The organism is Synechococcus sp. CBW1004 (genome assembly GCF_015840715.1).
Taxonomy (GTDB): domain Bacteria; phylum Cyanobacteriota; class Cyanobacteriia; order PCC-6307; family Cyanobiaceae; genus Cyanobium.
The window spans coordinates 3,578,900-3,599,477 of the sequence record NZ_CP060397.1 but is presented as its reverse complement, the minus strand read 5'-3'; the positions used below and the strand labels follow the sequence as shown (position 1 = coordinate 3,599,477).

Genomic DNA, 20,578 nt, shown 5'->3' with positions numbered 1-20,578 from the left:
GCCAGGCGCCGTCTCTGGCTGACTCTTGCCCCCCACGACTCCTCCCTCCGGCGTTACTCCCGCCGCGGCGCCTGCGGCGCCACCCGGCTGGAGCCAGAGCTGGCCCTGGTGGCCGCTGCTGCCGCTGTATCCCTACGGACGCCGGCGCACCCTGGTGCGGGAACTGCTCCCCGGCCAGCTGTGGAGCGTGGAGCAGCTGATCGGCACCTGGTATGTGGCTGTGCCGATCCGCATGACCGTGGTGCGGCTGCAGCAGGGCCTCCTTCTTTACGCCCCGGTGGCCCCGACGGCGGAGGTGCTGGCTGCCCTGAAGGACCTGGAGGCCCGGCACGGCCCGGTGCGCACGATCGTGCTGCCGACCGCCTCCGGGCTGGAACACAAGCTGCCGCTGCCGGCCCTGGCCCGGGCCTTCCCCGACGCAGATGTGTGGGTGACGCCGCGGCAGTGGAGCTTCCCGCTGCGGCTGCCGCCGGCCTGGCTGGGCTTTCCAGCAAGCCGCACGCGCGTGCTGTTCGAGCAGGGCCTGCCCCACGCCGACGAACTCGACTGGTGTGCCCTGGGGCCGCTCGATCTGGGGCTGGGCACCTTCCTGGAGGTGGCCTGTCTGCACCGGGCCAGCGGCGCCCTGCTGGTGACCGACGCCCTGGTGGCGATTCCGGCCCAGCCCCCGGCCCTGTTCGATCTCGATCCGACGCCCCTGCTGTTCCACGCCCGCGAGCGGGGCGATGACCCCCTGCTCGACAGCCCGGAGCGGCGTCTGCGCGGCTGGCGGCGGCTGGTGCTGTTCGCCAACTACCTGCGGCCCGAGCCGCTGGACGTGCCCGCCATACCGGAGGTGCTGCGCCACAGCTTCGCCCCCGGCTGCCGCGGACCGCGCAGCCACTTCGGCCTGTACCCGTTCCGCTGGCGGCCGGGCTGGGAGCGTCAGGCTGAGGCCCTGATCACCGGCGGACCTGCGGGGCTGCAGGTGGCGGCGGTACTGGAGCGACTGGTGTTTCCGCGCTCACGCACGGCCCTGGTGGCCTGGGTGCGCCAGCTGGCAGGCCTTGAGGGGGTGCGCTGGCTGGTGCCCGCCCACTACGACGCTCCCGCGGCGATCACAGGCGAACAACTGCTGCAGCTGGCGCAGGCGCTGGAGCAGCGGGACTGGGCTCCCAGCGACGGCTCCTGGGGGCTGCTCGCCGCCATTGACCAGCTGCTTCTGAAGCTGGGGCTGGTGCCCGAGGAGCCCTGAGGGGCGGAGCCAGCCGGGACTCAGAGGTGCAGCTCGCCGGGATCCTCGCCATCCTCCCCAGCGAAGCCGCTGCCCAGGAGTGTGGTCTCGAGCTCCATGCGCTGCTCCATCTGGCGCAGGAAGTAACCGGTCATCATCGCCGAGGCGAGCAGTCCGGCCAGGCTGTCGCGGCTCGCCTGAATCTTCACCTCGAACTGCTCGCCCGGGAGCATGCCGAGCAGGCCCTGAACGTTGTGGCGGATGATGTCCTGGATGTCTCCGCTGGCGGAGCGGGCCACCCGCTCAAGCACATCCGGGGACTGCTCCTGCAGATACTGAATCAGCGAATTGCCGCTGATCGCTTCGTTGTCGCTGGTCAGGAACTCCGGATTGAACATTGGATCTCCCGAGCGGGACAGCGGGTGTCCGCGGACACGCCACGAACCATAACGCAGCTGCTCAGACGGACCCAGCGGCACCAACGGCGGGGATCCGTATCGGCCCGAAGCGCTGCAGCGGCCAGTAACGCCAGATCGCGGTGCCGATCACCTCGGAGCGGGGCAGGGGACCCCAGATATGGGAATCGAGACTGGCATTGCGGTTGTCGCCCAGCACCAGCAAGTGGTCGTCCGGCACGGTGAACGGCGCCAGGTTGTAGTCGATCGCTTCGGCAGTCCAGTCCGGTTCGAGCGGTGCGCCGTTGCGCCACAGCCTCCCGTCGCGCACCTCCACCCGATCGCCGGGACGGGCCACCACCCGCTTGATCAGAGCCGCCCTGGGGTCGTACCCGGCGGCCACCAACGCCGCAGGGGGATGGAACACAACGATCGTGCCCGCCGGCAGCTCCTGCCCCAGGCGCGGCCTGACCTTCTCCACCAGGATCCGGTCCTGGAGCTGCAGGGTGGGCAGCATCGAGCCGGAGGGAATCCAGCGGGGCTCGAGCACGCCCCAGCGCAGCACCAGGGCCAGCACCAGCCAGGGCAGCAGCGCCGTGATCTGGCGCCGCCAGCGGCTGCGCCAGTCACCGGCGACCGGCTCGGAGGAGGAACGGCTGGACATGGGCGGGCGGCTGGATGGACGGGACGGCGTAGCCGCCCCGGCTTGGGATGATCGCTCCATCCTGTACAGGGAGTCAGCGCCATGGGGTCCGCCGGTCCGGATCGCCTTCCTCCGGATCCCGCAGGCGGTGCCCGCGCCAACGGCCTGGCGGCCCTCGCCCTGCTGAGCTCCCTGCAACGGCGCGGCCTGCGGCATCTGGTGCTCTGCCCCGGCAGCCGCTCGGCGCCGCTGGCGGTGGCGGCGGCCCTGCTGGAACGGCAGGGCCTGCGACTGCACACGGCGATCGATGAGCGCTCGGCCGCCTTCTTCGCGCTCGGCCTGGGCCGGGCCCTGGGCCAGCCAGCGGCGGTGGTCACCACCTCCGGGACAGCGGTGGCCCAGCTGCTGGCGGCCGCCGTGGAGGCCGATCTGGGCACGATCCCGCTGCTGCTGCTGAGCGCCGACCGGCCCCGGCGGCTCAAGAACTGCGGCGCCAACCAGGCGGTGCCCCAGGAGACGTTTCTGCTGGCCTGTTGCCGACTGCTCCTCGAGGGAGCGCCTTCGGGACTGGCGACGATGACACCGGCGGAGCTGGAGGGGCTGGCCGCCGCCGCGATGGAGGCTGCCTGCGGCCAGGGGCGCACAGCACCCGCCGGGCCGGTGCACCTCAACCTGCCGTTCGAGGAGCCGCTGCATGTCGATGGCGCCGATGTGGCAGCCCTGGAAGCCGCCCTGGGGCACCTGACCAGAATCCCCGGAGCCCCGTCCGATGGGGGCGCCGCTGCGGCCACGGCTGCGGACAGGGCCCCGCTGCCGCGACTCGATCCCGACCGGCCCGGGGTGGTGGTGGCGGGCCCCTGGCGCGGAGCGCCCCAGGAGTGGGACAGCCATATCGAGGCCCTGCGGCGCTGGCAACGGCACAGCGGCTGGCCTGTGCTGGCCGATGCCCTCTCCGGGCTGCGGGGCCTGACGGATCTGGAGCTGGTGGGCGCCTACGACCTTCTGCTCGACGGCCCCGAGGCCGTGCCGGCGGCGAATCAGGTGCTGCGGCTGGGCACCCTGCCGGCCAGCCGACGCCTGCAGCGCTGGCTCGAAGCCTGCGGCGGCCGCCAGGTGCTGATCAGCCAGGGGGATCCACGCCGCCTCGATCCGCTCGGTGTGGTGACGCCGGAGAATCACTGGAGCGCCGGCCTGGCGCGCTGGGTGGCAGGGGTGCTGGGTCCCTCTCCATCCTCTCGAGACATGACCGCGGCCCCGGCCGCTTCACGGACCCTGGCCCAGCACTGGCAGCAGCTGGAGGCAGTGGCGCAGCGGCAGCTCGAGCGGCAGCTCATGGACCGCAGGGAGGCTTCGCCGATGGCTCAGGCCTGCGCTGGCGGGGGGCCGCCCATTGAAGACGGCGAGGCCGGCCTGCATCGACAGGCTGGGGGCAACCAGCCCGGAGGAGCCGAAGACGGCTCCAGCCACCCTGCCGAGGGTTGCTCCGCAAGGGGAGAGGGCCCTGTCCCCCAACAGCCTCTGAGCGAACCCTGGCTGGCCCGCGCCCTCAGCCGCCTGCTGCCGCCAGGCCTGCCGGTGATGCTCGCCAGCAGCAGCCCCGTGCGCGACTGGGAGAGCTTCGCCGCCGCCGATGCCCCCTGGCGGCCGATCCACGGCTTCCGCGGCGCCTCCGGCATCGATGGCACCCTCTCGATCGCCTGCGGCCTGGCCGAGGCCTGCGGCCGGCTGGTGCTGGTCAGCGGCGATCTGGCCCTGCTGCACGATTCCAACGGCTGGCTGTGGGCACACCAGCTGCGGGGACAGCTGACGGTGGTGCTGATCGAGAACGGCGGTGGCGGCATCTTCGAGCAGCTGCCGATCCGCACCCACCCCCCCGGGCGGCTGGACTTCGAGCGGCTGTTCGCCATGCCCCAGGGCATCGACCAGCTGGCCCTGGCCGCCCTGCACGGCGTGCCCGGGCGGCGTCTGCAGCAGCGGGCCGACCTGCCTGGCGATCTGGCCTGGGCCCTGGAACAGCCGTTCGCCGTGCTGGAGCTGCGCACCCATCGCCGGCACGACGCCGCCCTGCGCCAGCAGCTGAGACAGGCCGCCGGCACAGCAGCAGCCGCATCGGCCGGGAGAATGGCGGGCCCGGACTCCGAGCGGTGATGACGCCTCCCTCCCCCACCACCGACACAGCAGCTCCGGTGCACTGGCAGAGCGTCGGCGACTACCAGGACATCCGGCTGCAGTGCAGTGACGAGGGCATCGCCCGCATCAGCATCCACCGCCCCGAGAAGCGCAACGCCTTCCGGCCGCGCACCGTGCGCGAGCTCTGCGATGCCTTTGCCCGCGTGCGCGACGACACCCGCATCGGCGTGGTGCTGTTCACCGGCGACGGGCCGGCGGCCGACGGCGTCTGGGCCTTCTGCAGCGGCGGCGACCAGAGCGTGCGCGGCGACGGCGGCTACGTCGATGAGGACGGCCTGCCGCGGCTGAACGTGCTCGATCTGCAGCGGCTGATCCGCAGCCTGCCCAAGGTGGTGATCGCCCTGGTGGCCGGCTACGCGATCGGCGGCGGCCAGGTGCTGCATCTGCTCTGCGACCTGAGCCTGGCGGCGGAGAATGCCGTCTTCGGCCAGACCGGCCCGCGGGTGGGCAGCTTCGACGGCGGCTTCGGCGCCGGCTATCTGGCCCGGGTCGTGGGCCAGCGCAAGGCGCGCGAGATCTGGTTCCTGTGCCGCCGCTACAACGCCGAGGAGGCGCTGGGCATGGGCCTGGTGAACGCGGTGGTGCCCCTGGCGCAGCTGGAGAACGAGGGCATCGCCTGGGCGCGGCAGGTGCTGCGCCACAGCCCCACGGCGATCCGCTGCCTCAAGGCCGCCTTCAACGCCGAGACCGACGGTCTGGCGGGAATCCAGGAACTGGCCGGCCAGGCCACCCACCTCTTCTATCGGACATCCGAGGGACAGGAAGGCCGCAACGCCTTTCTCGAGAAGCGGGAACCGGACTTCTCCGATGCCCCCTGGCTTCCCTGAGGATTCCTATTCTCTGGGGCGTTCCGCCCGTGCCCCCGCCCGCCCCGTGGCCCCGCCGCTCCGCCTCGACACGCCTGCGGAACGGTGCTGCGGATCCAGGAAGCCGGGAGCAGGGGACGGCGCGCTTCGCGTCTGTGGTGCCCTGCTCGGCAGTCTTCTGCTCTCGACGGCGGCCGATGCCGCTCCGCGGCGTCCCGGTGCCGCGGCCTTGCTGGGCGGGGTGATCCAGATCGACCCGGAGGGTGACCATCCGGCACCGCCCGCCAGCGTGACGGTCCAACGGCCAGGGGCGCTCCCGACGCCGGCGCCGAAGGCCGTCGATCCCCGCCAACCCGGCAGCGGCGAGGGGCTGCCACCGGCCGGGCAGACCTCCACCGGCGCGACAGCGGCGACCGGCGCCAGGTCAGGCCCGTCGGCGAAGGCCTCGCCCCCCAATCCGGAACCCGGCGTGCTGGTGCCCCAGGGACAGGGAGTCGGCAGCGATCCCCGGTCGCTCCAGGCCGCGCCGGACGCCAGGCCCCAGACCACACCGGCCCCGGATCCCTCCACCGCAGACCCTGCCGACAGTGCGGACCGCGAGGCTCTCCAGCGCGAACTGGTGCTGGACCGCCGCCGGCGGGAGCTCGTGGTGATCGACAAGGGCATGCCGCTGCGCCGCTTCCCGGTGGCGGTGGGCATGCCGGGCTGGGAGACACCGGTGGGGCGCTTCGCCGTGATGGAGATGCGGACCGACCCCGTCTGGGAGCATCCCGTCAGCGGCCATCGCATCCAGCCGGGCCCCGACAATCCCCTCGGCAGCCGCTGGATCGGCTTCCACCGCGACTGCCAGGGGCGCAGCGGCTTCAACGGCAAGGAACATCTGGTGGTGCAGGGCTGTGTGGTGGCGGGCTTCCACGGCACCCCCAACCGCGCCAGCATCGGCCAGGCGGCCTCGCACGGCTGCGTGCGTCTCTATGACGAGCATGTGCGCGATCTCTTCACTCTGGTGCGCGTCGGCACGCCCGTGACAGTGCTGCCCTGAATGCGACACCGCATGCGACCGACCCGGCAGGGGAGATCCCTGGGACACCCGTAGAGTCGCCGCACCCGACCGCGGCGTCTCAGGCGCCGCACGCCGATGCGCATCCTGTTCGCCGCCGCCGAATGTGCCCCGATGATCAAGGTGGGCGGCATGGGGGATGTGGTGGGCTCGTTGCCACCGGCCCTGGCCGAACTTGGCCACGACGTGCGCATCATCATGCCGGGCTACGGCAAACTCTGGAGCCGCCTCACGATTCCGGCCGAACCGATCTGGCGCGGCCACACGATGGGCACGGACTTCGCCATCTTCGAGACCCGCCATCCCACCAACAACCTGCCGATCTATCTGGTGGGCCATCCGGTGTTCGATCCGGAGCGCATCTACGGCGGTGAGGATGAGGACTGGCGCTTCACCTTCTTCGCCAGCGCTGCCGCCGAATTCGCCTGGAATGTCTGGAAACCGCAGGTGCTTCACTGCCATGACTGGCACACCGGCATGATCCCGGTCTGGATGCATCAGGACCCCGAGATCAGCACCGTCTTCACGATCCACAACCTCAAGTATCAGGGGCCCTGGCGCTGGAAACTCGAGCGCATGACCTGGTGCCCCTGGTACATGCAGGGTGACCACACGATGGCGGCGGCCCTGCTCTATGCCGATCGGGTCAATGCCGTGTCCCCCACCTACGCGGCCGAGATCCGCACGGCTGAATACGGCGAGCGGCTGGAGGGCCTGCTCAACTACATCAGCGGCAAGCTGCGCGGCATCCTCAACGGCATCGACGTCGCAGACTGGAACCCCGCCACAGACACCGCGCTGCCGGCCACCTTCAGCGCCACCGATCTGAGCGGCCGGGCGGTGAACAAACGCGCCCTGCAGGAGCGCATGGGCCTGCAGGTGAATCCCGACACCTACCTGATGGGCATGGTCAGCCGACTGGTGGATCAGAAGGGTGTGGATCTGCTGCTGCAGGTTGCCGACCGGGTGCTCGCCTACACCGACAGCCAGATCGTCGTGCTCGGCACCGGCGACCGCGGCTATGAATCGGGCCTCTGGCAGATGGCGGCCCGCCATCCGGGGCGATTCGCGGTGTTCCTCACCTACGACGACGCCCTGTCGCGGCTGATCTATGCCGGCAGCGACGCCTTCCTGATGCCCAGCCGCTTCGAACCCTGCGGCATCAGCCAGCTGCTGGCGATGCGCTATGGCTCGATTCCGGTGGTACGCAAGGTGGGCGGCCTGGTGGACACCGTGCCCCCCCATGACCCACGGGCGCACAGCGGCACCGGTTTCTGCTTCGACCGCTACGAGCCGGTGGATTTCTATACCTCGATCGTGCGCTCCTGGGAGGCCTATCGCCACAGCGACAGCTGGCGCGAGCTGCAGGTGCGGGCCATGACCAAGGACTACAGCTGGGAGCGCTCCGCCCACGACTACGACGTGATGTACCGCGAGGTGTGTGGCGTCAAGGTGGCCGGCCCGGATGCCGATGAGGTGGAGCGCTTCTCCCAGGGCCAGGGGGCCGACCCCAGCCTCCAGCGCCAGGCGGCGGAGGGGACTCCCGCCCCCGAGGAAGCTCCGGGGCGCCCAGGCCCGGTGCCGCGCCCGCGCAACCCCCTGGCCCAGCTGCTGCGGCGTGGCGAGGGGTGAGCCGCCAAGGCCCGGCTCCCAGCTGCCGGCGCCCTACCGCAACCCCTGGAGCACTCTGGCGGAGGCGCTGAGGGCCGTGCTGGCCGACCAGCGACTTGGACTGCAGCGCCTGTGGCGACGCAACCGCGAGGGGGAGCTGTCGGTTCCGGGCTTCTGGCCCCGGGATCTGGCGCCCCTGTTCTGGCCTCTGCTGCTGGCCCTGGCCCTGGCCCTCGTGCTCGGCCTGGGCAGTCGCCTGCTCGTTGTGCTGCGCCCGCTGCAGTCAGACCAGGCGTCCCCGCCGGCAGGCGTCGCCTTGTCTGCCGAACGCCGCCCGTCCCCCCGGGGCCAGACCCCGGCCGGGGCTGACGCCACCGCGCCGCCGCCGGCAGAGCCGGGCAGGCCGCTGGAGCCTCCGGCCGCCGTCCCTGTCCTGGCCCCAGAGGGCCCCGGTGCCGGGCGGAAGCCGACCGCCGCTGGACGGGAGAAGGCAGGCGCATCTGCGCGCGACACCGACGTCAAGGCACCAGAGGAAGCCGCCGGCACCGCTCCCGGGCTGCGGCTGGATCCGCTGCTCGAGCTGCTCAGCCAGGGAGAAGACGCCGACCTGCTGCTGGCGGCCCGGCCCGATCCCACCGGCTCCCGGCTCAGCCTCACCCTCTCGGAGGCGGCTGAGGCCCTGCCGCAGGCCGAGCTGCTGGCCTGGGCGCAGCGCATGCAGCAACGGGCCCGTGACGAAGGCTATGAGCGGCTGGAACTGCGCGATCGTCAGGGCCGCCTGCGCGGGCGTGGCGCTCTGGTGGGATCGGGCATGATCCTGCTCGCGCCCGTCCCCGACGCCTGATGGTCCTGCGTTTCGAGCACCTGCAGGAGCTGTGGGGCGATCCCGTGGCCGGAACCGCTGGCGGGTGCGTCGACCTGACGATCGGAGCGGTGCGCACCGACAGCCGCGCCGAGCTGGCGGGCAGCCTGTTCGTACCGCTGGTGGGGGAGCGCTTCGATGCCCATCAGTTCCTGCCCTCGGTGCTGGAGCGGGCCGCGGCCGCCGTTGCCCAGCGGGACCGGGTCGATGGCGCCGCGCTGATCCCCCTGGCGGAGCGCTGCGGCTGCCCGCTGTGGCTGGTGGGGGACAGCCTGCAGGCCTATCAGGAGGTGGCCCGCCAATGGCGCCGCCGCCTGGCCCTGCCGGTGGTGGCGGTGACGGGCTCGGCGGGCAAGACCACCAGCCGCGAGCTGATCCGCGCCGCCCTGGCGCCCCTGGGGCCGGTGGTGGCCAGCAGCGGCAATGAGAACAACGACATCGGTGCGCCGCTGACGGTGCTGAAGGCCGATGAGGCCACCGCCGCCCTGGTGGTGGAGATGGGCATGCGCGGGCTGGGCGAGATCGAACGACTGAGCCTGTGTGCCGAGCCGGATGTGGCGGTGATCACCAACATCGGCACCGCCCACATCGGCCGGCTGGGCAGCCGCGAGGCGATCGCCACCGCCAAGTGCGAGATCACCGCGGCCCTCAGGCCGGACGGCCTGGTGGTGATCCCGGCCGGCGACCCGCTGCTGGAGGCGGCCCTGGCCACAGGCTGGAGCGGCCGGGTGCTGCGGGTGGCCCTGGCCGATGAGCTGACCGGCTTTCCCTCGGATCTGCCGCCGGCGGACTGGGTGGCCGAGTGGAGCGGTGCGCTGACCGGCGGCATTGCTCCTGCCCCGGGCAGCGAACCGCCGCGCGGAAGCAGCCCTACCCCGGAGGGGCTGGCGCTGCCCGGCTGGCCGCCGGTGCGGATGCCCCTGGCGGGTCGCCACAACGCCCGCAACCTGCTGCTGGCCCTGGCGGTGGCGCGCGAGCTGGGCGTGGCGGAGGAGGCCCTCACGGATCTGCAGGTGGCGCTGCCGGGCGGCCGCAGCCGCCGCCTGAAGCTGGCCGGCGTGCAGGTGCTCGATGAGACCTACAACGCGTCGCCGGAGGCGATGCTCGCCGCCCTCGATCTGCTCGCCGGTGGCGGCGGCGCCCATCGCTATGCGGTGCTGGGCACCATGCTGGAGCTGGGTGAGCAGAGCCTGGAGCTGCACCGGCGCGTCGGCGAGCGGGCCGCGGCCCATGCGGCCGCCGGGCGCCTTGATGGCCTGGTGATCGTCGATGCCGGCGCCGAAGGGGAGGCGATGCAGCAGGGGGCGGGCCCTCTCTCCCGGCTGGCGCGGGTGGCCACACCCCAGGAGGCCGTCGCACCGCTGGCCGACTGGCTGAGCGCCGGCGACAGCCTGCTGCTCAAGGCCAGCCGTGGGGTGGCTCTCGAGCAGCTGCTGCCTCTGCTGGAGCAGCGGCTGGGCTGAGCGCCGGCGTTGCCACCGAGCGGCTGCCGCCGCCAGGCTGGTTCCGGTCGCGGATAGCCCGATGCGGATCAACCTTCAGCAGAAGCTGCAGTCCCTGCGGCTGGTGGCCGGCCTGTCGCGCTTCCTGCAGAACCCCGATTCGCTGGAGAGCGTCTTCGCGGTAGCGGGAAGCCTCAAGGACAGCCCCCTCTCCACCCAGATGCAGCGGCATCTGCTCGAACATCCCGCCATGGCAGCGCTGGTGGCCGAACACTGGCGGCCCGCCCCGATCGATCTGGAGGCCCTGGCCCAGATGCCGCCCGGCACTCTCGGCCACACCTACGCCAACCAGCTGCGCAGCCTGGGGATCACGCCCGAGAGCCTGATCGATCCGCGGCCGATCAAGGGCCCGGCTGACTTCATCACCCATCGCCTGCGCGAAACCCACGACATCGTGCATGTGCTCACCGGGTTCGGGATCGACGGCCCCGGTGAACTGGGCCTGCAGGCCTTCAACCTGGCCCAGAACCGCTCTCCCCTGGCGGTGATGCTGATCTTCGGCGGCATGCTCAAGGCGCTGCAGGACGACGAGCCGCTCGAACCGCTGCTCAGCGCCCTGGCCCGCGGATTCCAGCTGGGCCTCCAGGCCGAGCTCGTGATCGCCGCCCGACTGGAGGAGGGCTGGGAGCGAACGGTGGAGGACTGGCGGCGCGAGCTGAACCTGCCTCTGGATCCGGGCAGCTGAGGGGCATCAACCCAGCGGGGAGATCCGGGGCGGCTGCCGGCGGCCGGTCGAGTGGGGCTCAGCGCGGCCCCGGCCAGTTCTCCTTCACCAGCTGACGAGCGCGGCCCAGGGCCAGGGATCCGGAAGGCACATCCCTGGTGAGGGTGGAGCCGGCGCCGATCGTCACCTGTTCGCCCACCGTGATCGGGGCCACCAGCGTGCAGTTGGCACCGGTCTTGCTGCCGGCACCGATGACGGTGCGGTGCTTGCGCACGCCGTCGTAGTTCGCCGTGATCGTGCCCGCTCCGACATTCACGCCCGCCCCCAGATCGGCATCGCCCAGATAGGTGAGGTGATTGGCCTTGACGCCGGCGGCCAGGCGGCTGTTCTTCACCTCGACGAAGTTGCCGATGCGCACCTCGGCCCCGAGGTGGGCTCCGGCGCGGAGCTGGGCGAAGGGCCCCACCGTGCAGCCCCGCTCCACCGTCACGTCGCGCAGCACCGAATGAAGCACCTCGACGTTCTCGGCCAGCGTGCTGTTCTCGATCAGGCAGCCGGGGCCGATGCGGCAGCCGTCGCCGATCACCGTCTCACCGCGGAAATGGCACTGGGGCTCCACCACGACGTCGCGGCCGAAGCGGGTGCCGTCGCTGAGGGTGCAGCTGGCGGGGTCGACGAAGGTGACACCCTCGCACATCCAATGGCGGCGCAGACGGTCCTGAATCACCGCCTCGCACTCGGCCAGCTGGATGCGGTCGTTGATGCCGCTGATCTCCTCCGCATCGGCCACCTCGACATGCATGGCCGGCTGCAGCATCGCCACCGTATCGGTGAGGTACAGCTCTCCCTGATCATTGTCGCTGCGCAGCTCCGGCAGCACCCGCGCCAGAGCCGGCCAGGAGAAGCAGTAGATGCCGGCATTGATCAGGTCATTGCGACGCTGGGCTTCGCTGCAGTCGCGGTGCTCGACGATGCCGCTGACGCGACCCTCGGCATCGGCGAAGACCCGGCCATAGCCGGTGGGATCGGCAAGGCGGGCGGTGAGCAGGGTGACGGCGGCACCGCTGCGGCGGTGGCGCTCCAGCAGGTCATGAATCGTCTGCTCGCGCAGCAGGGGCACATCACCGTTGAGGACCAGCAGATCTCCCTGGAAACCGGCCAGGGGCTCGAGCAGCTGCTGGACGGCGTGGCCGGTGCCGTTCTGGGGGGCCTGCAGCACGAACTCCAGGCCGCCGTGGGCCGCCAGGGACTGCTCCACCCGCTCCGCCTGGTGGCCGACGATCAGCAGTCGCCGCTCGGGGCTGAGCTGCTCGCAGCTCTGCAGCACCCGTTCCACCAGGGTGGAACCGGCCAGGGGCTGCAGCACCTTGGGCAGGTCGCTCTTCATGCGGGTGCCCTTCCCGGCGGCCAGAACGGCAACGGCGAGCATGCAGGCGACGGCGGCTGGGCGGGAATCTACCGGGCTCCGGCGAGGGTTCCCGCTGCAAGGATCGGCGCGGGACGTGACGGTCGCTGCTCGTCTGCGGGAGGGTCGGGATCGGCCGGCCGCTGTCGCGAGGCCTCTGCGATCCGGGCCTCAGACAAAGACGGTGCCGCGCGACTGGATGGGGTTCGCAATTCAGAATGCAGCAACCCGCTGGCTGTGAATCGGCGCGATGACGAGCTGGAACCGGGCTCGGTTTCTCTATGCCATCGTGCTGACCTGCGGGGTCGTGGCCCTGCAGCGGACCCTGGCCCATCAGACGCTCCACCTGGCGAGTGGTCAGCCTGATCGCTGGTGGGATCTGGCCATCCTGATCCTGCTGACGCTTCTGGTATCGCGTCCTTATCTGCAACCGTTGCAGCGGCGCCAGCAGGCACTGAAACAATCAGACCGCGACAGGGGCTGGGCAGGGGCAGGCCTGTTCGCCTGGGCCCTGGCGGCGCTGCTGGGGATCACCAGTCTGCTGTGTTCATTCGGCGTGGCTGCCACGAAGCTGCCGAAGAACAGCGGCAGTGCGGTTGTGGAGGCGCGGATCCTCAGCAATCGCTGGATTCGCAGAGAAGGATCAGCGCCGCACAATCGCCTGGAGACCACCTCCTGGCGGGGGCTGGACCAGGAGGTGTTCATCACGAGAACCCGCCTGTTCACCGATTGGCAACCAGGCGGCACGGTCACGGTCCGCCTGCGGCAGAGCCTTCTCGGCTGGTGGATCATCGAGTCGATGCGCCTGAATCCACCTGGCGGCACCCAGACCTCCCGCGATGGCTGAAGGTCGTCGGTGCAGAGGCCAGATCAAGTGACATCCTCCCCCTGGAAGAGGGTCGCGAGCATCCACCAGGCAAGGGGGCCAGCTGATGCGGCGATGGAGGTCGGCCCGATCGACACTCGCCTGGGCGGTGAGACCCGCTCCGGGCTGCGTGCCTCGGTGGCACTGGCACTGGCACTGGCACTGGCGGCGCCCTACCGCTCCACCCCCCAGCGCCGCCGCCAGGCGCTGCTGGAGCAACGGCTTCCGGTGGCCAGCGCCTTGGCCTGGGCCAGGCGGCGGTTCGCCAGGATCTCCTCCGCCGTGCCCGTCCCGGTCGGGTCGCGGTAGGGCTCGCCGGCGCCGCTGGCCAGGTGCTCCTGCTCCATGGGGCTGAGGGCTCGCCACAGGGCGCAGGCCGGTAAGGGGCCGGGGCTGGCGACGGTGCCACCGCTCCAGGCCCTGGCGGAGTCGTTCCGCTGCTCGGGGGTGGGCAGAGCCGCCAGCTGCAGCCCGGCCAGCTGCAGGGTCTCGCGCACCGCCGCGGCCGAGCAGTAGCTGAGCCAGCGGCCCTCAGGCCCCAGCAGGCCGGTCAGCTGCGTGAGGAACTCGACGCTCCAGAGCTGGGGGCAGCGCTGGGGCGAGAAGGCGTCATGCCAGATCAGATCAAACCGGCCGCAGCCTTCCACCCGCAGCTGCCGCAGCGTCTGACGGGCATCCCCCCAGACCATGCGGCCATGGCTGACGCAACCAGGATCAGGGCCGCTGGGCTGGTCGCCGGCGCATGCATCGCTGTGCCTGTCGCTGCCAGGGGCACCGCAGACGGCGGCCTGCCAACGGCCCCGCTGCAGCAGCTCCTGGAGCACCGTCAGCGTCGCCGGAGGCCAGGACGCGCGGAAGGCAGGGTCTCCCAGAGCCAGCTGCAGCGGTTCGGCAGCGAGCTCCAGGCCGACCCAGTCGAGCGGCAGGCCCCGGGAGGCACAGGCCTCGAGCAGCACCGCCAGATTCGATCCGGTGCCGACACAGACCTCCAGCACCCGGATCGTGCGGCCGGGTGGAAACCGCTCCAGTTCGGATGGGATCAGAAACGTTTCCTCGGCCTCGCGCCGGGCGCCGCGGCCGCTGTGGAACCCCTCGCGGAACGCCTCGCTCCAGAGGCTGAAGCTGCCATCGCCGCCGCGGCGGATCGTCAGACCCTGGCCCGGCGAGGCGGGGAGGGTGCCATCAGACACGCAGACGACTGAGGTCGTCCCAGAAGCCGGGATAGGACACGGCGGCGGCGCCCGGGTCGTGCAGCACGGTGTCGCCTGTGGCCACCAGCGAGGCCACCGCCAGGCTCATCGCCACCCGGTGATCGGTCTCGCTGTCCACCGTGGCGGCCTTCAGGGGGGTGATGCCTTCGATCGTGAGGCCATCGGGGTGCTCCTGGAGGCGGGCGCCCATCGCCCCCAGCTGGCGGGCCATCACCGCCAGCCGGTCGGTCTCCTTGACGCGCAGCTCGGCGGCATCGCTGATGCGGCTGACGCCTTCGGCGCAGCAGGCGGCCACCGCCAGGATCGGGATCTCATCGACGAGCCGGGGGATCAGCTCGCCGCCGATCGTGAACGGCCGCAGCGCGCCGTGCTGGGCACGCAGATCACCCACCGGTTCGCCGGCCACATCGCGGCGATTGAGGATCTCGACGCGGGCACCCATGGCCTCGAGCACCTCGAGGATGCCGGTACGGCTGGGATTGAGGCCCACGTTCTCAATGGTGAGGTCGCTGCCGGGAGTGATCGCGGCGGCGACCAGCCAGAAGGCCGCCGAGCTGATGTCGCCCGGCACCACCACCTCCTGGCCACGCAGAGACGGCCCGGGGTGCACCGTCACCGTGGTGCCTTCGGGGGCTTCGACGCGCAGATCGGCGCCGAAGGCGCGCAGCATCCGCTCGCTGTGATCGCGCGACAGGTGCGGCTCGATCACGGTGGTGGGGCCACCGGCGGTGAGGGCCGCCAGCAGAAGGGCGCTCTTCACCTGGGCGGAGGCCACCGGCGTACGGATCGTGGCCCCACGCAGGCTCTGCCCCTCGATCGCCAGCGGCGCCAGATTGCCGCCCTGGCGGCCATGGATCGAGGCGCCCATCTCGCCGAGCGGCCCACCGACGCGACGCATCGGCCGGCGCCGCAGCGAGGCATCACCGCTGAGCACGAAATGGCGCCCAGCCCGCCCGGCCAGCAGGCCGAGCATCAGCCGCATCGTGGTGCCGGAGTTGCCGCAGTCGAGCACATTCTCCGGCTCCCGGAAGCCATCGAGGCCAACGCCGCGCACCCACACCGGCTGGCCGGCCACGATCTCGGAGACCTCCACCCCCATCGCCCGCAGGCAGGCGGCGGTGCTCAGCGGATCCTCCGCCGGCAGCAGACCCTCGATGCGCGTCTCGCCCTCGGCGATGGCGCCGAACAGCAGGGCACGGTGGGAGATCGACTTGTCGCCCGGCACCCGCACCGATCCGCTCAGTCGACCACCCCCCGGCAGGAGCTGCTCGGACGGCAGGGAGCCGCTCTGCGGCGTCAGGGTGGCAGGGCTGCTCACGCCTCAGGGGCAAGGGTGGGGGGATCCTATGGAGGCGCTGGCCGGGCGCCCCGTGGTGACCTGCGTATCCAGCTCAGACGCTGATCCCCGCCGCCCGTAGCGCCGCCGACAGCGACCACACCTCCACGAGCAGCTCATGCCAGGGGGTGATCGTGGCCATCTCCAGCGCCATCGGGGAGGGGGCCGCCGCCCTCAGCGCCCGGGCGGCACGCAACTGGGCCCGGGCTTCCAGCAGGCGGTGGCGCATCGCCTCACGGGCCTCGGCGCCCATCACCGCATCGGGGCAGGCCTCGAGCAGCTTGAGGCCGCGCTCGAAGGAGCTGGAGAAATCGTCGAGCAGGGGCCCGAGCACCGACTCCAGCAGGGCAGCGGCATCACCGGGTGGGATGGGATCGGCCATGGCAAAACGTTAGGCGTGGCGGCCCGATCCGATGGCCTGCCATCGGGCGAGGCGACTCAACCGGGGGCGGGGGCGTCAGCGACAGGCTCCAGCTGGGCGCTGATGCCCTGGTGCTGCAGATCCCGCTGCAGCAACGCACCGCAGTCGGGATCCACCGCCAGACGCAGGCGGCGCATATCGCCCATCAGAGCTGCAGCCTCGGCCGGCGCCACCCCCAGCTGCCGGGCCAGGATCTGACGCAGCGTCAGGGTCTGATCCGATCCCAGCGAATCGGGGAGCTGGAACGCGATCTCCCAGGCCGGCGGCCGGATCCGGCCCTGCTCGACCCGGCGCAGGGCCTCCAGGCCGGCCAGCACCACCAGCTGATCCCCCGCCGCGACGACCGTGCCCGCAGAGGGCATGGCCAGCGGTCGGGGCTGTCCATGACGCCAAAGCGACAGCACGGTCAGGCCGTATCCATGATCCAGCCGGGACACCGTGTGACCGACCAGGGTGTCGTCGGCGCTCAGCCGGTAACGCACCTGCAGCAGGTTCTGGCCGCGGATCCGCCACACCCCTTCCACCCGTTCGCCGAAGGCGGTGGCGACGGCCACCTCGGCGCCCAGCTCCGTGGGCGAGATCAGGCTGGCCCCTCCGAGCAGGTCACCCAATCCCTCCCCCGCCGCCTCGCGATGGGCCAGCAGGGCAAAGCGGGCTTCAGGCCAGAGGGCCTGCAACTGAAGGGTGTTCTGCAGATCGGTGAGCAGCTGGCCGGACAGCAGGGCGACGCCACGCACCCGGACGTTCTGCAGAAGGGCTTCCGCCTGCTGGAGGCTGGCCAGGGCGATCGCGTCGCCGTCCTCACGGCGCTCGCTTTCGCCTGCCTCCACGCGCACCACCACATGGCGTTCGCGGCGCAGGATCGCCGAGACCTGGCTGGCCAGGGGACCGCCGCCCACCAGCAGGATCGGCTCGGCCGCACGGGGCAGGCGGCGGCCTCGCCGCACCCCCAGGCGTTGCAACAGCAACTGATCGAGGATCACGGCCACCAGCGCCGAGCTGAGCAGCGTTCCCACCAGCGAATAAAGCAGGGTGCCCAGCACCAGTGCCGCGTCATCGTCGTGCGGTCCCCCTCCCGCCCCCAGCACCACGTTGGTGGGATCGATGTAGTCGCCCTTGAGCAGAGCCGCCATCACGAACAGTCCCTGCACCCAGCTGCCACGGGCGGCGAACAGGGGAATACCGATCACCGCCATCGCCGGCACCGTCATCAGCAGCGCCATCTGAAGACGGCTGCGGGACCGGAACCACAGCCACAGGCGACGCCCATGGGCCCGCTGCCTGCGCAGGAGGCTGACCAAGGCGGAGACGGTGGCATGGCGCCGGCTGGGGGGGCGATCCGGCCGTGGGGAATAGAACGTGCGCGGCATCACCACAAGAGATGGCCCGCCCTCCTCCAGCCGCACGGGGCGCTGAAAGCGATGGTCTTCCAGGGGAATGTCGCGCACCTCGAAGGCCTCGCCGTTGGCCTCGAAGCGGGCCAGCTGTGGGCCGGGGCGCAGCGCCTGCACAAGGGCACCAGCACTCAGCTGCAGCGGATTCACCACCGCCAGGCCCGGCAACCGCTGCTCGAGCAGAGATCCCAATCGGTCGAGATCACTGCTTGAGCGAATCACGATCTCCGCATCCGGATTGAGCAGGCGCACCTGCAGCGCCGCTTCGATGTTGACGCCACTGTCCGAACTGAGCAGCAACACGGCGCGCGCCCGCTCGGCCTGCGCCTGACGCAGGACATGGGACTTGCGCATGTCGCCCAGCGTCAGGCACTGACTCAATGCCGCCTCCAGTCCGGGGCTGCCCCAGTCCGGCACGCAGCGATCGAGCAACCGCAGCGGCACCCCGAAGGGCCGCAGGCGTGCGAGCACTACCTGCCCGAAGAGCCCCAACCCGCAGACCAGAACCGGCGCTTCCTCCTGCCCCATCCCTGCGCTCATCCGGAACGGCCCAGTGGTGCCCCGGCGACGGGGCACCGAGCCCGCTTCAACCAGACGACATCCACACGCTCAACCCTTGCGCCCCCTGGTGGAAGCCAGCAGGGGGCCCCCATCCTGGCGGCGGATCGCCACCACCCCAGGCCTCGGGATCCGTCCCGGTTCCGTGGAGGGCCAGTTCGACCCCAGAGGCAGCCGCCGGAGCTGCTCGAAACCGCCACCGTCCCGGTCCTGGAGGCGGTAGCTCTGCAACTCCTCCTGGCCGACCTGGTGCACGGCGTTGTCCTCCCCGGGATGCTGGACCGCGAGGAAGAGGGTGGACTCGCGCGAATCAAAGCAGGGGCCCGTGAGCTCACACTCCATCGGGCCGGTGGCGAACAGCAGCGCATCGCCGGCGGCCGTCCCCGTGGCCGGAAACACCCAGCAGCTGTTGTTGCCGAACACATCGGAACTGCCGTTGACGGCGGCGCGGTCGGTCACCATCCAGACGTTGCCGCCGCGGTCGACCGCCAGGTTGTCGGGGTTGGCGAAGCCCATGCCCCCCTCCCAGGGGGTACCGCCGGTGGCCACCAGACGCCAGCGGAACCCGCCACCGCCGCGGTCCATCCGGGCGGGATCGTCCTGCAACCGCATCAGCCAGCCATAGGGCCAGCGACTCTGGCCCCCAGGGCCGCGGAAGATCGCCGGATCGGCCTGTCCCTCCCCATCGGATCCAGCGGCGGTGAAGGTGATCAGCAGATCCCCGGTGCGCGGATCCAGCTCGGTGTCCTCCGGGCGTGCCGTCGGCGTCGCCCCGGCGGCGTTGGCGGCGAGGTGGGCGTCGATCAGGATCGCGCCGAGCTGCTCGTCACCGGTGCCGGGGTAGAGGTCGGCGAGGGTGCGGAACCGCTGTCGGTAGGCCCGCCACGCGTCCTCGCCGCGCAACAGCTCCGCGCCGGCGAGGCTGCGGTCGCTGTGGGGCAGCGGCAGCAACGCCGGCAGCTCATAGGCTTCGAAGTGCGCCGGCGACAGGGGGTCGACCACCGTCTGCGGCAGCAGGGGAATCCAGATGCCGCTGCCATCGGGGGAGAAGCGGGCCACCTCGAGCCGGCCCCGCTCGAGGTGGCGCGAGTTGGCCGGATCGAGCGGATCACGCACCGGCTCCTCGCTGACGTATCGGTAGAGGTGGCCGCCATGGCGATCACAGCCGGAATACACCACCAGCGGTTCACCGGCGTTGGCCCGCACGGCCACCGCCTCATGGCGGAAGCGGCCGAGGGCCGTGTGCTTCAGCGCCGGCCGCTCCGGCCTGCGGGGGTCGAGTTCCACCATCCAGCCGTATTTGTTGCCGGCCAGGCCAAAGGGATTGCCGAGCCCCTCGAGCCGCTCGCCATCGAAGCGGAACGGGCGCAGGGACGGCGAGGGTGAGCTGCCATCGGCATACACCGGCTCCACCACATGGCTCTGGATGTTCTCCTCAGCCGAGAGCACCGTGCCCCAGGGGGTCTGGCCACCGGCGCAGTTGGCGAAGGTGCCGATCACCTGCTCGCCGAGACCGTCGTCGTAACCGAGGCGGTGGCGACGGCGGAACACCGCGGTGGCAGGCCCCGTGGTGCGGAGCCGTTCCGCCGGCCGGTGCCAGCCGCTCAGACCGGTGAGGCGCCGGTCGAAGCGGCCGCCCTCGTGGCGCCAGGCTCCGTCCGGCAGGAGCGCGAGTTCGGCGACACCGACACCCAGGTCCTCCATCGCCGCCGTCGCCACCGCAAGTAGTGGCGCGTGCAGTGGATCGTCGGCCGCCAGAGCCAGTGCATCCACACGGCCGCCCCGGCTGGCCAGAAGCTTCTGCAGCGCCGCGAAGGGCAGCTGGCGTCCCATGACCGTGGCGTACCCCGCGCACCAGGGCCGGGTGCTGATGTACTCGAAGTTGACCGTCAGCAGCGCCCGCTCGCCATCGAGGGGGGTGAGGGCGATGTAATCGTTGTTGAAGCCGAAATGGCCCTCACCCAGCCGATCGCCCCACTGCAGCACCAGGTCGCTGCGAAAACCCTCCGGCACCAGGACGGCGTCCTGGAGGGTGACGCGGGCATAGGTGCGCCGCTGCTCGGCGGCGCTCATCCCATCACTGGGCAGGGGGATGGGTCCTCGCAGAGGTTCAAAAGGCAGGGCATCCAGGCCCGCAGCACCCCGGGCTCGCGTGGGGGATGCCGGCTGGGCCTGGGGATCTGCCAGCACCCGGGAGGAGAGGGTCGCCGCGCCGAGGCCCAGAAGCTGCAGCAACAGGGTGCGGCGATGGATACCGGGCCGGTGCTCAGCCATCGACATAAGGACGGTCAGACAAATGCATCCCAGACCGGCTCAGGAACGCGGCGAGAGACCCTGAAGGATGTGTCATCGCAACGGGGTGCACCCCTAAGACGGTCAGCGTTCTGCAGGCGGGGATCCGTTGCAGCAATCTGCGCGACCTGCTGCTGTCAGTGGCGACAC

At 71.3% G+C, this 20,578-nt stretch carries 17 protein-coding genes; 9 read left to right on the top strand and 8 right to left on the bottom strand.

The window, feature by feature from the left end:
• Positions 1-25 precede the first annotated feature (25 nt).
• Positions 26-1,234 (top strand): DUF4336 domain-containing protein, encoded by a 1,209-nt coding sequence (locus H8F25_RS17100; protein WP_197211439.1) that lies wholly within the window; start codon positions 26-28, stop codon positions 1,232-1,234.
• Positions 1,235-1,254: 20 nt separating this feature from the next.
• On the opposite strand, the gene H8F25_RS17095 is transcribed toward H8F25_RS17100, so the two are convergent.
• Together H8F25_RS17095 and lepB are read right to left on the bottom strand one after the other, a co-directional pair.
• Positions 1,255-1,611 carry a DUF760 domain-containing protein gene (locus H8F25_RS17095; RefSeq protein ID WP_197211438.1) on the bottom strand — a complete coding sequence of 119 codons (357 nt, stop codon included), beginning with the start codon at positions 1,609-1,611 and terminating at the stop codon, positions 1,255-1,257.
• Between the two features lie 61 nt (positions 1,612-1,672).
• Positions 1,673-2,272 (bottom strand): signal peptidase I, encoded by a 600-nt coding sequence (gene lepB / locus H8F25_RS17090; protein ID WP_197211437.1) that lies wholly within the window; start codon positions 2,270-2,272, stop codon positions 1,673-1,675.
• An 81-nt stretch (positions 2,273-2,353) separates the two neighbouring features.
• Here lepB and menD point away from each other — a divergent pair, with 81 nt between their 5' ends.
• The 7 genes from menD (at position 2,354) to H8F25_RS17050 (ending at position 10,967) form a co-directional block, all read left to right on the top strand.
• Positions 2,354-4,399 carry a 2-succinyl-5-enolpyruvyl-6-hydroxy-3-cyclohexene-1-carboxylic-acid synthase gene (menD, locus tag H8F25_RS17890; protein ID WP_231596942.1) on the top strand — a complete coding sequence of 682 codons (2,046 nt, stop codon included), beginning with the start codon at positions 2,354-2,356 and terminating at the stop codon, positions 4,397-4,399.
• Positions 4,399-5,268, top strand: a complete 870-nt coding sequence (gene menB / locus H8F25_RS17075; RefSeq protein WP_197211436.1) for a 1,4-dihydroxy-2-naphthoyl-CoA synthase — start codon at positions 4,399-4,401, stop codon at positions 5,266-5,268. The genes menD and menB overlap by 1 nt, the downstream gene beginning before the upstream one ends.
• A gap of 46 nt (positions 5,269-5,314) precedes the next feature.
• Complete coding sequence (locus tag H8F25_RS17070) at positions 5,315-6,289, top strand: L,D-transpeptidase (RefSeq protein ID WP_231596941.1); 975 nt, start codon at positions 5,315-5,317, stop codon at positions 6,287-6,289.
• A gap of 96 nt (positions 6,290-6,385) precedes the next feature.
• Positions 6,386-7,939, top strand: a complete 1,554-nt coding sequence (gene glgA, locus H8F25_RS17065) for a glycogen synthase GlgA (RefSeq protein ID WP_197211434.1) — start codon at positions 6,386-6,388, stop codon at positions 7,937-7,939.
• Entirely contained in the window at positions 7,926-8,762 is an 837-nt protein-coding gene (locus H8F25_RS17060; protein ID WP_197211433.1) for a hypothetical protein, read from the top strand. The genes glgA and H8F25_RS17060 overlap by 14 nt, the downstream gene beginning before the upstream one ends.
• Positions 8,762-10,243, top strand: coding sequence for a UDP-N-acetylmuramoyl-tripeptide--D-alanyl-D-alanine ligase (gene murF / locus H8F25_RS17055; protein WP_197211432.1), 1,482 nt, complete (start codon positions 8,762-8,764; stop codon positions 10,241-10,243). Before H8F25_RS17060 ends, murF begins: the two co-directional genes overlap by 1 nt.
• Before the next feature lie 61 nt (positions 10,244-10,304).
• Entirely contained in the window at positions 10,305-10,967 is a 663-nt protein-coding gene (locus H8F25_RS17050; protein WP_197211431.1) for a Coq4 family protein, read from the top strand.
• 58 nt (positions 10,968-11,025) lie between these two features.
• On the opposite strand, the gene glmU is transcribed toward H8F25_RS17050, so the two are convergent.
• Positions 11,026-12,375, bottom strand: a complete 1,350-nt coding sequence (glmU, locus tag H8F25_RS17045) for a bifunctional UDP-N-acetylglucosamine diphosphorylase/glucosamine-1-phosphate N-acetyltransferase GlmU (RefSeq protein WP_197211430.1) — start codon at positions 12,373-12,375, stop codon at positions 11,026-11,028.
• A 226-nt stretch (positions 12,376-12,601) separates the two neighbouring features.
• On the opposite strand from glmU, the gene H8F25_RS17040 reads away from it, so the two are divergent.
• A complete protein-coding gene (locus tag H8F25_RS17040) occupies positions 12,602-13,198 on the top strand; it encodes a hypothetical protein (RefSeq protein ID WP_197211429.1) in 597 nt (198 codons plus the stop codon).
• A gap of 191 nt (positions 13,199-13,389) precedes the next feature.
• Here the strand turns inward: H8F25_RS17040 and H8F25_RS17035 are convergent, their stop codons facing one another.
• From H8F25_RS17035 to H8F25_RS17015, 5 genes are all read right to left on the bottom strand, one after another.
• The gene (locus tag H8F25_RS17035; protein ID WP_231596940.1) at positions 13,390-14,406 is read right to left on the bottom strand and encodes an MnmC family methyltransferase; all 1,017 of its coding nucleotides are present in this window, start codon (positions 14,404-14,406) and stop codon (positions 13,390-13,392) included.
• Entirely contained in the window at positions 14,399-15,745 is a 1,347-nt protein-coding gene (gene aroA / locus H8F25_RS17030; RefSeq protein ID WP_197211428.1) for a 3-phosphoshikimate 1-carboxyvinyltransferase, read from the bottom strand. Before aroA ends, H8F25_RS17035 begins: the two co-directional genes overlap by 8 nt.
• Before the next feature lie 73 nt (positions 15,746-15,818).
• A complete protein-coding gene (locus H8F25_RS17025; protein ID WP_197211427.1) occupies positions 15,819-16,145 on the bottom strand; it encodes a DUF2605 family protein in 327 nt (108 codons plus the stop codon).
• Positions 16,146-16,201: 56 nt separating this feature from the next.
• Entirely contained in the window at positions 16,202-18,118 is a 1,917-nt protein-coding gene (locus H8F25_RS17020) for an NAD-binding protein (RefSeq protein ID WP_231596939.1), read from the bottom strand.
• Positions 18,119-18,187: 69 nt separating this feature from the next.
• Positions 18,188-20,410 (bottom strand): PhoX family phosphatase, encoded by a 2,223-nt coding sequence (locus tag H8F25_RS17015; protein ID WP_197211425.1) that lies wholly within the window; start codon positions 20,408-20,410, stop codon positions 18,188-18,190.
• Positions 20,411-20,578 lie beyond the last annotated feature (168 nt).

Bases quoted from the DNA above. Each gene is read 5' to 3' on its own strand.
- H8F25_RS17095 (WP_197211438.1), bottom strand. From the start codon at position 1,611: ATGTTCAATCCGGAGTTCCTGACCAGCGACAACGAAGCGATCAGCGGC.
- lepB (WP_197211437.1), bottom strand. From the start codon at position 2,272: ATGTCCAGCCGTTCCTCCTCCGAGCCGGTCGCCGGTGACTGGCGCAGC.
- menD (WP_231596942.1), top strand. From the start codon at position 2,354: ATGGGGTCCGCCGGTCCGGATCGCCTTCCTCCGGATCCCGCAGGCGGT.
- menB (WP_197211436.1), top strand. From the start codon at position 4,399: ATGACGCCTCCCTCCCCCACCACCGACACAGCAGCTCCGGTGCACTGG.
- glgA (WP_197211434.1), top strand. From the start codon at position 6,386: ATGCGCATCCTGTTCGCCGCCGCCGAATGTGCCCCGATGATCAAGGTG.
- murF (WP_197211432.1), top strand. From the start codon at position 8,762: ATGGTCCTGCGTTTCGAGCACCTGCAGGAGCTGTGGGGCGATCCCGTG.
- H8F25_RS17050 (WP_197211431.1), top strand. From the start codon at position 10,305: ATGCGGATCAACCTTCAGCAGAAGCTGCAGTCCCTGCGGCTGGTGGCC.
- glmU (WP_197211430.1), bottom strand. From the start codon at position 12,375: ATGCTCGCCGTTGCCGTTCTGGCCGCCGGGAAGGGCACCCGCATGAAG.
- H8F25_RS17040 (WP_197211429.1), top strand. From the start codon at position 12,602: ATGACGAGCTGGAACCGGGCTCGGTTTCTCTATGCCATCGTGCTGACC.
- H8F25_RS17025 (WP_197211427.1), bottom strand. From the start codon at position 16,145: ATGGCCGATCCCATCCCACCCGGTGATGCCGCTGCCCTGCTGGAGTCG.
- H8F25_RS17020 (WP_231596939.1), bottom strand. From the start codon at position 18,118: ATGAGCGCAGGGATGGGGCAGGAGGAAGCGCCGGTTCTGGTCTGCGGG.
- H8F25_RS17015 (WP_197211425.1), bottom strand. From the start codon at position 20,410: ATGGCTGAGCACCGGCCCGGTATCCATCGCCGCACCCTGTTGCTGCAG.